Origin of the sequence: Arthrobacter bussei (genome assembly GCF_009377195.2) — a bacterium.
Classification (GTDB): domain Bacteria; phylum Actinomycetota; class Actinomycetes; order Actinomycetales; family Micrococcaceae; genus Arthrobacter_D; species Arthrobacter_D bussei.
Map to the genome: position 1 here is coordinate 1 of NZ_VJXX01000007.1, position 13,926 is coordinate 13,926.

The 13,926-nt window shown below is 70.5% G+C and carries 10 protein-coding genes and 1 pseudogene; 5 read left to right on the forward strand and 6 right to left on the reverse strand.

The window, feature by feature from the left end; translation table 11 throughout:
* Positions 1–1,283: pseudogene (locus tag FNH21_RS15585) on the forward strand (hypothetical protein); the annotation flags it as partial.
* Positions 1,284–1,351: 68 nt separating this feature from the next.
* Here the strand turns inward: FNH21_RS15585 and FNH21_RS15590 are convergent.
* Positions 1,352–2,353: a phosphotransferase gene (locus tag FNH21_RS15590; protein ID WP_152816991.1), complete on the reverse strand. Its 1,002-nt coding sequence runs from the start codon at positions 2,351–2,353 to the stop codon at positions 1,352–1,354.
* A 28-nt stretch (positions 2,354–2,381) separates the two neighbouring features.
* Entirely contained in the window at positions 2,382–3,710 is a 1,329-nt protein-coding gene (locus tag FNH21_RS15595; RefSeq protein WP_152816992.1) for a uracil-xanthine permease family protein, read from the reverse strand.
* Positions 3,711–3,807: 97 nt separating this feature from the next.
* Between FNH21_RS15595 and FNH21_RS15600 the strand changes: the two genes are divergently transcribed.
* Positions 3,808–4,662, forward strand: coding sequence for an SDR family NAD(P)-dependent oxidoreductase (locus tag FNH21_RS15600; protein ID WP_152816993.1), 855 nt, complete (start codon positions 3,808–3,810; stop codon positions 4,660–4,662).
* Positions 4,659–6,026: an aldehyde dehydrogenase family protein gene (locus FNH21_RS15605; protein WP_152816994.1), complete on the forward strand. Its 1,368-nt coding sequence runs from the start codon at positions 4,659–4,661 to the stop codon at positions 6,024–6,026. Before FNH21_RS15600 ends, FNH21_RS15605 begins: the two co-directional genes overlap by 4 nt.
* Before the next feature lie 22 nt (positions 6,027–6,048).
* Here the strand turns inward: FNH21_RS15605 and pgm are convergent, their stop codons facing one another.
* A complete protein-coding gene (pgm, locus tag FNH21_RS15610) occupies positions 6,049–7,680 on the reverse strand; it encodes a phosphoglucomutase (alpha-D-glucose-1,6-bisphosphate-dependent) (protein WP_152816995.1) in 1,632 nt (543 codons plus the stop codon).
* Between the two features lie 109 nt (positions 7,681–7,789).
* Here pgm and FNH21_RS15615 point away from each other — a divergent pair, with 109 nt between their 5' ends.
* Both FNH21_RS15615 and FNH21_RS15620 read left to right on the forward strand, forming a co-directional pair.
* A complete protein-coding gene (locus FNH21_RS15615; protein ID WP_191932057.1) occupies positions 7,790–7,957 on the forward strand; it encodes a hypothetical protein in 168 nt (55 codons plus the stop codon).
* A 97-nt stretch (positions 7,958–8,054) separates the two neighbouring features.
* A complete protein-coding gene (locus FNH21_RS15620) occupies positions 8,055–9,305 on the forward strand; it encodes a glycerate kinase (RefSeq protein WP_191932058.1) in 1,251 nt (416 codons plus the stop codon).
* Here the strand turns inward: FNH21_RS15620 and FNH21_RS15625 are convergent.
* The 3 genes from FNH21_RS15625 to FNH21_RS15635 form a co-directional block, all read right to left on the reverse strand.
* The gene (locus tag FNH21_RS15625) at positions 9,302–10,825 is read right to left on the reverse strand and encodes an AMP-binding protein (RefSeq protein ID WP_191932059.1); all 1,524 of its coding nucleotides are present in this window, start codon (positions 10,823–10,825) and stop codon (positions 9,302–9,304) included. The two genes, FNH21_RS15620 and FNH21_RS15625, sit on opposite strands and share 4 nt — an antisense overlap.
* 144 nt (positions 10,826–10,969) lie before the next feature.
* The gene (locus FNH21_RS15630) at positions 10,970–12,433 is read right to left on the reverse strand and encodes a peptide MFS transporter (protein ID WP_152816996.1); all 1,464 of its coding nucleotides are present in this window, start codon (positions 12,431–12,433) and stop codon (positions 10,970–10,972) included.
* Complete coding sequence (locus FNH21_RS15635; RefSeq protein ID WP_152816997.1) at positions 12,434–13,885, reverse strand: amidase; 1,452 nt, start codon at positions 13,883–13,885, stop codon at positions 12,434–12,436.
* Positions 13,886–13,926: the final 41 nt, after the last annotated feature.

A 13,926-nucleotide genomic window follows, 5' to 3' on the forward strand; every position in this document is an offset into this window, starting at 1 on the left:
TCGCGGGTGAGGGCTTCGCCAACGGTGAGACCGTCACGGTCTCGATCCCTGGCGCTGTTGAGGGCGGTGATCCGATCACGGTCGAGGTCATCGCCGGTGATGACGGATCGTTCGCGGTTGCTCTGCCCGTCCCGGCCGGCTACCCGACCGGTCCGGTCAAGGTCTCGGCTGTCGGTCCGGTGTCGGACACGGTGGTCACCGCTGATCTCACGGTCGAGGCTCCTGCGGTTGTTTATGATCCGTCGATCACCCTGGATCCGGCGACTGTCGTTGCTGGGGGCAGCACGGTGGTCGCGGGTGAGGGCTTCGCCAACGGTGAGACCGTCACGGTCTCGATTCCCGGTATCAACGGCGGGAACCCGATCACGGTCGAGGTCCTCGCCGGTGACGACGGATCGTTCGAGGTTGCTCTGCCGATCCCGGCTGGTTACCCGACCGGTCCGGTCGATGTGACTGTCGTGGGCGATATCTCCGATATCCCTGTGGTGGAGGAACTGGTCATCGAGGCTCCTGCGGTTGTCTATGATCCGTCGATCACTCTGGATCCGGCGACTGTCGCCGCCGGTGGTTCCACGGTGGTGACGGGTGAGGGCTTCGCCAACGGCGAAACGGTCACGGTGTCTATCCCTGGTGCTGTTGAGGGCGATGATCCGATCACGGTCGAGGTCCTCGCCGGTGACGACGGATCGTTCGAGGTTGCTCTGCCGATCCCGGCCGGTTACCCGACCGGCCCGGTCGACGTGTCCGCCGTCGGACCTGTCTCCGGCGTGCCGGTGACGGCTGGTCTCATCGTTCAGGCCGCAACGGTGCCCATCCCTGATGGGCCCACCATCGTGGTGCAGCCCGATGCGGTCACGCCGGGCGGCACGGTCGTCGTCGTCGGTGAGGGGTTCGCGCCCGGTGAGCAGGTCGACGTCTCACTCGGATGCGGTGGAACGGCAACCGTCGTCGCGACCGGCGAAGGAACCTTCGCGGTGGAGGTGACGGTGCCTGCTGACTGCCCGGTCGGCACCACCATCGTGACGGCCGAGGGGGAGCAGAGCGACACCCCGGCGACGGCACTGCTCACGATCCGCCCCGCCACCATCGGTGGGAACGGAAACGGGAACGGAGACGGGAACGTCATCGAGGGAGACAGCGGTATCGGGTCCGGTAACAGCACGGGCAATGGCAATCTGGCGGACACCGGTGCGGGCGGACTGTTCGGGCTCGTCGGGATCGCGCTGACGATCCTCCTGACGGGAGGCGCAGCGTTGGCGACGTCGAGCCGACGCCGGCGCTGACCGGCAGGACGCACGGATGAGGAGGGGGCTGTTCCGAAGGGAGCGGCCCCCTCCTCCTGTCCGTCCGGCTAGGTCGTGAGGACCGGGTCCGTCAGCGTGCGCAGGTAATGGAGTGCGGCGGGGGCATAGGCGCGCATCGAGTCGTCGTCGGCGTACACGAGCAGGCGGAGCCAGGAGCCGTAGCGATGCACGCCGCCCAGCCTCAGCGCGGGTTCGACGGCGGTGCGCAGCTCGGACAGGGGGGCGTAGGACGTCCAGTGGTCGAGGTACGCATCGACGACGGCGAGGATCCGGGGGTCGTCCGCCGTCGTGTTCCACTGCTCCCGCATCTGCGTGACGGGGACCAGCAGGGCGCTGAAGGGATGCGCCCAGGAGGCGTCCGCGAAGTCGAAGAATCGCAGGGGGTCGGTGCTGGAGCCGGGCAGGAAGCAGTTCCTCGCGTGCAGGTCGTTGTGGTCGAGGGAGAGCGGGACGCCGACGCCGCGCAGTACCTCGACCGCCTCCTCGATGGCGGGCAGGCGTCGGACGATGTCGTCGGCCTCCCCCGGCCCGAGGTACAGGGGGTGCTCGGAGGGCAGCCCGGTGTGGAGGAGGAGCTGGTTCTCCACGAAGTTCGAGGCGACCTCCGGATTCATGACGACGAGGCCTGCCTGGGCCAGCCGCTCCCCGTGCGGGGCGACAGTCTGCTGGAGGTCCGCGAAGTCCCCGGTGATCCGTGCCCAGATGGACGCGTCGTCGGATCCGACGCTGTCCAGCGTGGCCCCGTGGTCGGCCGTCAGCAGCCAGCCGCGTGACGGTTCGATGGCGAGGGGCGCCGCCACGTGGTCCGGGGCCAGTTCGCCGAGGAGCGACATGATGGAGGCCTCCGCGAACTGGCCGAGGTTGTTCTCCTTGAACCACAGCCTGCCGTGGTCGGTGGGTACGGTCAGCTGCGTGGACCAGAACCGGATGCGCGGCTGCTCCGTGGGCCCGAGGCGCGTGACGCCGAAGGACCCGAGGACGAGGTCGATCCACTGGTCCGCCTGCTGCCGCCATTCCGGCGAGGCCCAGACGGCACGCGGATTGTTCATGCCTGTGATTCTGCCATCCGGTACGGGTTCAGCCGAGCTTCGACGGCCTGCTGCCGTGGTCGCGCGATTCCAGCTCCTCCGGCCCGGCGACGTGCTCGCTGCCACGCACCCGCGCGATCGCCGTCATGCCGTGGAAGATGACGAGCGCCGCAGCGGTTCCCAGGGCGATGCCCGCGAAGGTGAGGTCCCCCATGACCCAGGTGAAGTCGGCGATACCGATCACGAGGGCGACGCCCGCCGTGGAGAGGTTGATCGGGTTGGAGAAGTCCACGCGGTTCTGCACCCAGATGCGCACCCCGAGGATGCCGATCATCCCGTACAGCACCACACCGGCGCCGCCGAGGACTCCTGGCGGCACGGTGGCGATGAGCGCCCCGAACTTGGGGAACAGGCTGAGGAGGATCGCGACGACCCCCGCCACCCAGTAGGCAGCCGTCGAGTAGACGCGTGACGCCGCCATCACGCCGATGTTCTCGGCGTACGTCGTGGTGCCGGAGCCGCCACCGGCTCCCGCGACCATCGTGGCGAGGCCGTCCGCCATGAGGGCCCGGCCGGTCATCGGGTCGAGGTCCCGGTTCGTCATGGCGGCCACGGATTTGACGTGGCCGATGTTCTCCGCGACGAGCACGAGCACGACAGGGATGAACAGTCCGACGACGGACAGGTGGAACTCGGGCGCCGCGAAGTCGGGGAGACCGACCCACGCGGCGTCGTTGATCGCCGCGAGGTCCACCTCACCCCGGAGGAGGGCGACGGCGTACCCGGCGAGGACGCCGACCAGGATGGAGAGCCGCCCCAGGATGCCCTTGAAGAGGACCGTCACGAGGAGGATGGCGATCACGGTGACGAGCGCCGTGACGGGCCCCTGCTCGAAGCTGGCCTTCGCCGTCGGTGCGAGGTTCAGGCCGATCAGGGCCACGATGGCGCCCGTGACGATGGGCGGCATGGCCACCTGGATCCAGCGCGCCCCCGCGGTGTGCACGATGAACCCGATGATCGCCAGCGCGGCGCCGGCCATGATGATCCCGCCCAGCGCCCCGGCGGGTCCGTGCTGCGACTGTGCCGCGGCGATGGGTGCGATGAACGCGAAGCTCGACCCGAGGTAGCTCGGTATGCGGTTCGCGGTGACGACGAGGAACAGGAGGGTGCCGATACCCGAGAACAGCAGGGTGGTGGACGGCGGGAATCCCGTGATCAGCGGTACCAGGAACGTCGCGCCGAACATCGCGACCACGTGCTGCGCGCCGATGCCGACGGTCCGGGGCCAGGAGAGGCGCTCGTCGGGCGCGACGAAGCCGCCGGGGGTGACGTTCCTGCCGTCCCCGTGCAGGGTCCAGCCGATACCTCGTGTGCTCATGGGGGTGCCTTCCGGGTGGGTCGGGGGTTCCGGCAAATCCTATCGGCAGCGCGTGACGGGGGTGTTACGTTGCTTGTCAGCGAGCAAAGGGGCAGACATGGCATTCACGGTCCGCGGACGCACCGTGCTGGTCACGGGTGCAGGCATGGGCATGGGCAGGCTGTACGCCGAGCGGGCCGCGCGGGAGGGGGCGGGCGCCGTCGTGCTGTGGGACATCGACGCTCGGGCGCTCGAGGACGTGGTGGCGCACCTCGCCCCGCACGGCGCCACCGTCCACAGCTACGTGGTGGACGTCGGATCCGTGGAGTCGATCCGGGCAGCGGCCGCCGCGGTCCTGAACGACGTCGGTGTCCCCGACGTCCTGGTCAACAACGCCGGGATCGTGCGCGGTGCGTACTTCTGGGAGCACGACCACCTCGCCGACATCGACCTGACCCTGCGCGTCAACGCCGCCGGTCCCATGCACGTCGCACGGGCCTTCCTGCCGGCGATGATCGCGCAGGGCCGTGCAGGCAGGATCCTGAACGTGGCATCGGCGTCCGGCACCCTGTCCGTCCCGCGGATGAGCGTCTACGCGGCGTCCAAGTGGGCCGTGATCGGCTGGAGCGATTCACTGCGCCTCGAACTGCGGGCCGCACGCCATCCCATCGCCGTCACCACCCTGATTCCCAGCTACATCAGGACCGGCATGTTCGAGGGCGCCCGAGGCCCCCTGATGACCCCGCTGATGGAGCCGGAATACGTGGTGGACCGGGCCTGGAACGGCATGCTCGGCGGACGCGCACGTGTCCAGCTGCCGTGGACCGTGCAGCTCGCGGGCACGCTCCGCGCTGTGCTGCCGCAACCCGTCTGGGACGTCGTCGCGGGCCGCGTCCTCAGGATCTACAGCTCCATGGACCACTTCACCGGGCGCCAGGACGGCCCCGCCTCCGAGACGAAGGACACGCCATGAATGCCACTGCACTCCTCGACAGCCGCCGCAGGTACTTCGACACCGGTGCAACACGGCCCGCGACCTGGCGGCGCGGGCAGCTCGAGGCCCTCCGACGCCTGCTCGTCGACCGGGAGGAGGACTTCACGGCCGCCCTCGAGGCGGACCTCGGCAAGAGCCGCACGGAGGCGTTCCTCTCCGAGATCGCCGTCGTGCGGGCAGAACTGGACTTCGCCCTCAAGCACCTCGACCGGTGGATGGCGCCGGAGAAGATCCCCGTGCCGGGCGGTCTGCGCCCCGGGCGCGCGTGGACGCAGGCGCGCCCGCTCGGGGTCGTGCTGATCATCGGGCCGTGGAACTATCCGCTGCAGCTGGTCCTGGCCCCTCTGGTCGGTGCGCTCGCGGCGGGCAACACGGCGGTGCTGAAACCCAGTGAACTGGCCACCGCGACCTCCGCCGTGCTCTCCCGCCTCGTGCCGCTGTACCTGGATGCCGAGGCGGTGTCCGTGGTGGAGGGCGGGGTGGAGGCCAGTACGGATCTCCTCGCGCAGCCCTTCGACCACGTGTTCTACACGGGGGGCGAGCGGGTGGGGAAGATCGTGATGAAGGCCGCCGCGGAACACCTCACGCCCGTGACGCTCGAGCTCGGCGGCAAGTCCCCGGCCGTCGTCGTCGGCGGTGACCTGCGCGCTGCGGCGCGGCGCATCGCCTACGGCAAGTTCATGAACGCGGCGCAGACCTGCGTGGCTCCGGATCACATCCTGACCACGCGGGCCGCGGCCCCGGTCCTGGCCGACGCCCTGGACGACGCGATCCGGGACTTCTACGGGAAGGACCCGCGGACGTCGGGGGACTACGGCCGCATCATCAACGAGCACCACTTCGACCGGATCGTCGGGCTCCTCGACGGCGGGAGGGTCGTCTCCGGTGGCCGCCACGACCGCGCCGATCGGTATATCGAGCCCACGGTGCTGCGGGACGTGGATCCGGCGTCACCGCTCATGCAGGAGGAGATCTTCGGCCCGCTGCTGCCCATCCTCGAGGTGGAGGACCTCCAGGCCGCGATCCGCTTCATCGGGGCACGACCGCACCCGCTGGCCGCCTACCTCTTCAGCGACCGCGACGACCACCTGGCGGCGTTCACCCAGCAGGTCCAGGCGGGCGGGCTGGCCCACAACGTCTGCACCATCCAGCTCGCGGTCCCCGGCCTGCCCTTCGGCGGCGTTGGGGCAAGCGGCACGGGGAGCTACCACGGCCGGCAGTCCTTCGTGACCTTCAGCCACCTGCAGCCCGTGTTCTCCAAGCCATCGGGACTGGACACCCTGCGCCTCGCCTACCCACCCTTCGGGCCGGTCAAGCGGGCCCTGCTGCGCCGGCTCCTCTAGGGCCGGCGCAGGGCCCGCCGGGTCAGCTGATGACGCCGTCCACGAGGGCCTTCGCCTCGGCCTGCACCTGCTTCAGGTGCTCCTCGCCGCGGAAGGACTCGGCGTAGATCTTGTAGACGTCCTCCGTGCCGGACGGGCGGGCCGCGAACCAGGCGTTCTCCGTGGTCACCTTCAGGCCACCCACGGGGGCACCATTGCCGGGCGCCTCCGTCAGGCGGGCCGTGATCTCCTCGCCCGCGAGGGTCGTGGCGGTGACGTCCGACGGCGAGAGCTTGCCGAGGGCGGCCTTCTGCTCGCGCGTCGCGGCGGCGTCGATGCGCGCGTAGACCGGGGCGCCGAAGCGTTCGGTCAGCGCGCCGTAGTGCTGGGACGGCGTCTTCCCCGTCACGGCGGTGATCTCCGAGGCCAGCAGTGCCAGCAGGATGCCGTCCTTGTCCGTGCTCCACGGTGACCCGTCGAGGCGCAGGAAGGACGCCCCGGCGGACTCTTCGCCGCCGAACGCCAGTTCGCCGCTGAGCAGGCCGGGGACGAACCACTTGAAGCCCACCGGGACCTCCTGCAGCACGCGGCCGAGGTCGGCGGCGACACGGTCGATGATCGAGGACGAGACCAGGGTCTTCCCGATCACGGCGTCGGGACGCCAGTTGGGCCGGTTCGCGTACAGGTACTGGATGGCGACGGCGAGGTAGTGGTTGGGGTTCATGAGGCCGGCGTCGGGGGTGACGATGCCGTGGCGGTCGGCATCGGCGTCGTTGCCCGTCGCGATGTCGAACTGGTCCGCCTGCTTGATGAGCGAGGCCATGGCGTACTGGGAGGAGCAGTCCATCCGGATCTTCTCGTCCCAGTCGAGCGTCATGAACGCCCACTGCGGGTCGACCGTCGGGTTGACCACGGTGAGGTTCAGGTTGTGGCGTTCGCCGATCGCGCCCCAGTAGTCCACGGCCGCGCCGCCCATGGGATCGGCGCCGATGTGCACGTTCGCGGAGCGGATGGCGTCGAGGTCCAGGACCGAGGGGAGGTCGTCCACGTAGTGCTGCAGGAAGTCGTAGGTGCTGATGCCCTCGGCGGTCCGCGCCTGGGCGAGGGGCATGCGCCGGACGTCGCGGAGGCCGCCCTCGAGGAGGTCGTTGGCGCGGTTCGCGATCCACGTGGTGGCATCGGAGTCGGCGGGGCCTCCGTGCGGCGGGTTGTACTTGAAGCCACCGTCGGCCGGGGGATTGTGCGAGGGGGTGATCACGATCCCGTCCGCCTGCTCCGTGCGCGTCGCGTTGTACCTGAGGATGGCGTGAGAGACGGCCGGGGTGGGGGTGTATGCGCCGCGGGCGTCGACGAGGACGGCCACGTGGTTGGCCGCGAGGACCTCGAGTGCGGTGTTCTGCGCGGGCTCGGACAGCGCATGGGTGTCCTTGCCCATGAACAGGGGCCCGGTGATCCCCTGCCCCGCGCGGTACTCGACGATCGCCTGCGTGATCGCCGCGATGTGCCCCTCGTTGAAGGAGGACTTGAGGGAGGACCCGCGGTGCCCCGAGGTCCCGAAGGCCACGCGCTGGGCGGGATCCCCGAGATCGGGTTCGACGTCGAAGTACGCGTCGAGCAGTTTGGTCACGTCGACGAGGTCGGAGGGGAGGGCCACTGTGCCCGCTCGGTTAGCCATGGCCCCAGCATGTCAAAGAACGCTGCCGATTACACCCGGTGTCGCTGATCGTCAGTAAGCTGAGGATCAGCACCCGGCCAGGGTGGAGACGCGAACGGAAGGAAGCACCATGAGCGACGGTCCCAGCGACACCCCCACCGGCGATCCCGAGGAGCAGGGCGCCGAGCAGGCCGGCAACCTCGACGAGCAGCTCGCCGGCGGTTACGGCGGACCAGGCACGGACGACGAGGTGGCCCCGGACTTCGAGGCGGACAACGGCAACGGTCCCACCGACTGACGCCGACGGGGGCGGCGACGCCCGGTACCCTGGAACCGCGCCGGACGGCGGCGGACACGGTCCGCCGCGTCGCGGGGCCTGCGGTTAGTGTGGACGGGTGACCACGCCCGCGCAGCCCCGCCCGCTCAGGATCGTCCTCGCTCCCGACTCCCTCAAGGGCAGCCTCCCCGCAGCGGAGGCTGCCCTCGCCATGTCGCGGGGCGTCACCTCCGCCGCGGCCCGTCTCGGACACCCGGCGCCCGACGTCGTCCTCGCACCCCTCGCCGACGGTGGGGAGGGGACACTGGACGCGCTGCTCGCAGCCTGGGGCGTCGAGCCCCGGACCGTCGCCTGCCACGACGCCGCCGGCCGGGCCCGCACCGCCCGGTACGGCATCACCACCGGAGGAAACGGCTCCACAGCTGCGGATGCCGGTACCGGTACCGCGGACGATGCGGCGGAGGATGGGGTACGCGGTGTCCTCGAGGCCGCCGAGGCCAACGGACTGCCCCTGGTCGCGGACCTGCCGCTGGATGCCCTGACGGCCACGAGCTTCGGGGTGGGCGAGATCGCGACGGCGCTGCTCGGCGACGGGGCGGAGGAGATCCTGCTGTGCATCGGCGGCTCCGCGACCACCGACGGCGGCACGGGGCTCCTCTCCGCCCTCGGTGCACGTTTCCTCGACGCCGACGGCGACCCCCTCCCGCCGGGCGGCGGAGCACTGGCGGCCCTCGCCTCGATCGAGCTGGACGGACTCCACCCGCGGGCCCGGGCAGCACGCTGGCGCATCGCCGTCGACGTCGACAACCCCCTGTGCGGGCCCCGCGGTGCCGCAGCGGTCTTTGGTCCGCAGAAGGGCGCGTCGCCGGACGACGTCGCCGTGCTCGACCACGGCCTGGCGCACCTTGCACGCATCCTGCGCGATCTGACGGGCGTGGACGTGCTGGAGCTGCCTGGCGCCGGGGCGGCCGGGGGACTGCCCGCCGTGCTCGTGGCGCTGCTCGGTGCGGAGATCGTCCCGGGGTCCGCGCTGGTCGCGGACGCCGTCGGTCTCGGGGCCGCTCTCGCCGACGCCGACCTCGTCCTGACCGGGGAGGGTTCCTTCGATGCGCAGTCCCTCGGCGGCAAGGTGGTCCAGGCCGTCGTCGCGAACGCCCCGGCCGGCTGCGCCGTCGTCGCGATCGCGGGACGTGTCCAGCTCACGCCCGCGGAGGTCCAGGACGCCGGGCTGGCGGCGGCCTTCTCCCTGGCGACGGGTCCGGTGCGGCTCGAGGAGCTGATGCAGGACGCCGGGGTGCTCATGGAAGGGGCCGCCGCGCACGTGTACGGCGTGTTCGGTGCGGCGCGGACCGCCGCGGCGCAGAGCTAGACCGAGATCTCCCGCTTCAGGATCTTGCCGGTGGGGCCCTTCGGCAGGGCGTCCACGAGCACCACCCGTCGCGGGTACTTGTAGGCCGCGACGCGCTCCTTCGCGAACTCGACGACCTCCGCGGCGAGGGCCTCCTTCGCGGCGTCGTCGGCCGGGGCGTACCCGGCCTTGAGGCCGATCACGGCGACGATTTCCTCACCGTGCAGCGGGTCCGGCACGCCGATCACGGCGGCCTCGGCGACGGCCGGGTGCTCGTAGAGCACTTCCTCGATCTCGCGCGGATAGACGTTGTACCCGCCGCGGAGGATCACGTCCTTCTTGCGGTCCACGATGAAGAGCAGGCCGTCCTCGTCGACGCGCGCGAGGTCCCCGGTGCGGAACCAGCCGTCCGGGATGGCCGCGGAGGTCGCGTCCGGATTCTCCCAGTAGCCCTTCATGACGCAGTGACCGCGCACGGCGATCTCGCCCACCTCGCCCTGCGGCAGTTCGGCGCCGTCGGGATCGATGATGCGTACTTCCACGCCCTCGACGGGGGTGCCGATGGAGCCGGGCTTGCGCAGCGCACCCACGCGGTTGAAGCTGACGATCGGCGACGTCTCGGACAGACCGTAGCCCTCGAGGAGATCGGCCTTGAACACGCGCTCGAACTCGTGCAGCACCTCGACGGGCAGGGCCGAGCCGCCGGAGACGGCGACCCGCACGGAGGAGAGGTCGGTGTCCTGCACCGCCGGATGCCGCAGCATCGCGATGTACATGGTGGGCACGCCCTCGAACACGGTGACGCGGTCCCGGGCGATGATCTCCAGTGCCTTGCCGGGTTCGAAGCGCGGCAGCAGCGTGACCGTCGCGCCGGTCAGCACGGCCGCGTTCAGGGCGCAGGTCTGCCCGAAGATGTGGAAGAACGGCAGGCCGCCGAACAGCACCTCGCCCTCGGCCGTACCCATGAGGTCGCGGGAGATCTCGGTGTTCCGCGAGAGGTTGGTGTGCGAGAGCGTGGCGCCCTTCGGCCGTCCCGTGGTCCCGGAGGTGTAGAGGACGACGGCGGTGTCCTCGCCGTCGAGGTCGACGACGCCGGGGGTGGGCTCGGCCGCGGAGACGCTCTGCATGAAGGCGCCGCTGTCCACGGTGACGACCGTGACCTCGTCGCCGCGTTCCGTTCCCGATGCCTCCGCCCCGGACTGCGCCTCCGCGATGATGCCCTCCCAGGCGAAGACCAGCCAGGCCCCCGAGTCCGTCAGGTGGTAGGCGACCTCGCGTCCCTTGAGCAGCGGGTTCAGCGGCACGACGACGGCTCCGGCGCGCAGGATGCCGTAGTAGACGAAGGCCATCTGCGGGATGTTCGGCATGATCAGGGCGACGCGGTCACCGCGCTGGACACCATGGCCGGCGAGGAGTGTCGCGACCTTCTGGCTGAGTACTTCGAGGGCTCCGAAGGTGACTTCGACGTCGTCGAGCTTGATGGCCACCGCCGCGGGGCTCCTCGTTGCGGTGGCGACAAGATTGTTGGCGAGGTTCGACACGCGATCTCCTTTGATCCTTCGACGACTGCCGGGCGGCCGCACGCCGCACGTACGGTGTCCGTTCCGGTGCTCCCGGTACGGATGTTACCGGTGGGTAGAAGTCTGTGGGATCAGGGGCGGCCGCGCAACAGGGCCCGCCGGGGCCTAGCGGACGCCGCTCATGGCCTTCCGGATGGCGGGTGCTCCGGCGAGGAGGGCGCCGCCGAGCACGATCGCCGTGATGCCGCTGAAGGCGAAGTAGGGCACCTCGGTCTCCTCGGAATAGAACCCGGCGAGGATGCCGGACACCGTGGTCCCGAGGGAGATGGACAGGAAGAAGAGGGCCAGCATCTGCGTGCGGAACGCCTCGGGCGCGAGCTTGGTGGTCACGGACAGGCCGATCGGGGAGATGAAAAGCTCCGCCCAGGTGAACAGCAGGAGGATCGCGGCGAGCCCGAGCAGCGGCGTGCTGTTCGGTCCACCACCGGCGAAGAGGATGAAGGCGAGGAACGCGAGGCCCATCACCATGAGTCCGAAGGAGAACTTCACGGGTGACGACGGCTGGCGGCTCCCGAGGCGCGTCCAGAGGGCCGCGAACACGCCGGCGAAGACGATGATGAAGATCGGGTTGATCGACTGCACCATGCCCGGCGGCATCTCCCAGCCGAAGAGGTCCCGGTCCAGGCGGCTCTCGGAGTACAGGGCGACGACGGTGAACTGCTGCTGGAACAGCGACCAGAAGGCGGCGCTCGCGATGAAGAGCGGCATGAAGGAGTAGACGCGGCGCCGCTCCACGGCGGTGACCTTGCGGCTGAGCAGGATCACCGCGAAATAGGCGACGGTCGCGATGATGGCGGCGAAGGCCATCACGTCGGCGAGGTTCTCCGCGTTCAGGAGGCCTGTCGTCACGACCACGCCGAGGAGCACGAGGACGGCGGCGGCGATGATGATCCAGCGTCGGTACTCGGCGCGTGGAAGGGCATTCTCGACCTCGTGCGCGGTGGCCGGCAGGTTCTTCCGGGCGAACGCGTACTGCACGAGGCCCGCGGCCATGCCGACCGCCGCGAGGCCGAAGCCCACATGGAACCCGTAGGCGTCCCACGCCAGGTTGGTGAGCAGCGGTCCCACGAGCGCACCGATGTTGATGCCCATGTAGAAGATGGAGAAGCCCGCGTCGCGGCGGTCGTCGCCGGGCGCGTACAGCGTGCCGACGAGTGACGACGCGTTCGCCTTCAGGCCGCCCGAGCCCACGCCCACCAGGACGAGCCCGACGGCGAGGCCCACGACACCGGGGAGCAGCGCGAGGGCGATGTGCCCGCCCATGATGATGATCGCCGAGACGAAGAGCACGCGCTCGGAGCCGAAGACGCGGTCGGCGAGCCAGGCGCCCAGGATGGTGGAGAGATAGACCCCGCCGCCGTAGGCCCCGACGAGTCCTGCAGCAGTCACCTCGTCGAATCCGAGGCCGCCCTCGGCGAGCGTGTAGGTCATGTAGTAGAGCAGCAGCGCCTGCATGCCGTAGAAGGAGAACCGCTCCCACAGCTCCACGCTGAACAGGTTCGCCAGCATGCGCGGGTGTCCGAGGAAGGTCGACCCGCCGGTGCGGGCGGTGCGCTGGGAAGTGCTCATCTACTCCATGGTGCCACTGGCCATGAGAGCTGGGAAATCACCATCGGCGTACCGCACGGCCTCGATCTGTGCCGTTGCGGCGAGCAGCTGCGCCTCCTCGCCGGGCCGCCCGATGAGCTGCACGCTCATGGACAGGCCGTCCGGCAGGCGGAGCGTGGGGACCGTCACGGCCGGCAGGCCGCAGACGTTCACCATGGAGGTGTAGGGGGAGTAGCGGCACTGGCGGAGGTAGTCGGTGTCGCCGTCGGCGTCGGTGTACCACCCGATCGGTCGTGGCGTCATCGCCACGGCGGGAGTCAGGATCATGTCGTAGTCGGAGTACTGGCGGATCGTCTCGTGCTCGAACTGCCGCAGCACGTCGACGGCGGCCGCGAGGTCCGCGGCGCTGCGGCCCAGCGCGCGGCGGCGGAGCACGCGGGTGATGTCCGTCAGCCGGTCCTCGCGGTCCGCGGGGAGGGGGGCGGTGGCCAGTCCCGCGGTCCACACCAGCTGGAAGGCGTCGTGGTAGCGGCGGTCGTAGGTGAGGTCGGCCTCGACGACGTCGTGTCCGACCCGCTGCAGCATTGCGATACCGGCATGGAGCGCGTCGGTCGCGGCGCTGTCCAGGCCGAGGTCGCCCAGGATGTCGCCGGCTCCGGCGAAGGGGGAGGCGGTGCTGACGCCGATCCGGAAGTGCCCTTCCGCCCGCAGCGCCGCGTCGAGGAAGGAGCCGGGATAGCGGGAGGCGGCGCTGGTGGGCCGGTAGTTCGGTTCCTGCACCAGGACGTCGAGGAGCAGGCCGGCATCCGCGGCAGTATGGGCGAGGGGGCCGGCGACGACCAGCTGTCCGAGGTCCGCCTGCGCCGACCCCGAGGGCACGCGGCCACGGTTCGGCTTGAGCCCGACGAGGCCGGTGGCCGCCGCGGGGATGCGGACGGAACCGCCGCCGTCGGTCCCGGGCGCGAAGGGGACCATGCGCGCGGCAACGGCGGCCGCACTCCCGCCGCTCGATCCTGCGGGGCTGAGCCGGGGGTCCAGGGGATTGCGGGCCGGCGGGGCGATGCGGTTCTCGCTGTAGCAGCTCAGACCGAACTCCGGGACCTGCGTCTTGCCGAGGCTGATGGCGCCGGCCCGCCGGAGGACGGACGCCAGCGGCGCATCCTTCTCGGCGACGGCGTGATCGAGGGCGGCCGTCCCCAGCGTCGTACGGACGCCGGCGACGTCGGTGAGGTCCTTGTGGGCGATCGGCACGCCGTGCAGCGGCCCGAGGGCCACGCCCGAGGAGTGCAGCCGGTCGGCGTGGTCGGCGGCGCGCAGCGCGGCGTCGTGGGTGACCGTGACGAACGAGCCGAGGTCCGGGTTCAGGGCGTCGATGCGCCGGAGGAAGTGCTCGGTCACCTCGCGGGCACTGACGGTGCCGCGGGCGAGCGCGTCACGGAGCGTGAGGGCGGGCAGGTCGTGCAGTTCGCTCATGGGCACTCCAGGGAAGGCGGGGATCCTCCAACTATAGGAGC

What these genes read in the sequence shown, in the direction of transcription:
- FNH21_RS15590 (WP_152816991.1), bottom strand. Translation starts at nt 2,353, where the DNA reads ATGAACAATCCGCGTGCCGTCTGGGCCTCGCCGGAATGGCGGCAGCAG.
- FNH21_RS15595 (WP_152816992.1), bottom strand. Translation starts at nt 3,710, where the DNA reads ATGAGCACACGAGGTATCGGCTGGACCCTGCACGGGGACGGCAGGAAC.
- FNH21_RS15600 (WP_152816993.1), top strand. Translation starts at nt 3,808, where the DNA reads ATGGCATTCACGGTCCGCGGACGCACCGTGCTGGTCACGGGTGCAGGC.
- FNH21_RS15605 (WP_152816994.1), top strand. Translation starts at nt 4,659, where the DNA reads ATGAATGCCACTGCACTCCTCGACAGCCGCCGCAGGTACTTCGACACC.
- pgm (WP_152816995.1), bottom strand. Translation starts at nt 7,680, where the DNA reads ATGGCTAACCGAGCGGGCACAGTGGCCCTCCCCTCCGACCTCGTCGAC.
- FNH21_RS15615 (WP_191932057.1), top strand. Translation starts at nt 7,790, where the DNA reads ATGAGCGACGGTCCCAGCGACACCCCCACCGGCGATCCCGAGGAGCAG.
- FNH21_RS15630 (WP_152816996.1), bottom strand. Translation starts at nt 12,433, where the DNA reads ATGAGCACTTCCCAGCGCACCGCCCGCACCGGCGGGTCGACCTTCCTC.
- FNH21_RS15635 (WP_152816997.1), bottom strand. Translation starts at nt 13,885, where the DNA reads ATGAGCGAACTGCACGACCTGCCCGCCCTCACGCTCCGTGACGCGCTC.